The following is a 315-nucleotide window of genomic DNA, read 5'->3' as shown; positions in this document are numbered from 1 at the left end:
CTCCGCGCCTCTGCGTGAAGTCTTTTGGGAATAATTTTTAGGAGAATTGTGTGGAAATTGACCAAGAAATTGAACAAATTGCCGCCGTGTTGCTCGATGATTTTCAGAAGAAGCGCGATGTCGTAAAACAGCCTGTTAAATCGGTCATAATCGAAATAATCGGTAAAATGCAGCATTTGCTTTTTCCGGGGATTTTTGAGAGCGTTTTAACGAGCGGCTCCGCGAAAAACAAACTCAACGTCATGCTGGAAGAGGTTTCCAACGACTTGGCGGCGCAGACAAGGCTGGCCTTGCGCTACGACATGCGTTACAAGG

At 46.3% G+C, this 315-nt stretch carries 1 protein-coding gene; it reads left to right on the top strand.

From position 1 onward, the window contains the following. Nucleotides 1-50: 50 nt before the first annotated feature. Nucleotides 51-315: hypothetical protein (locus ACYVTD_RS18830; RefSeq protein WP_461249105.1), on the top strand; the 265-nt coding region annotated here is incomplete at its 3' end.

This window comes from Treponema sp. R6D11 (assembly GCF_054786075.1).
Note: the sequence above shows the minus strand (reverse complement) of the source record. Positions and strands in the feature narration are given on the sequence as shown.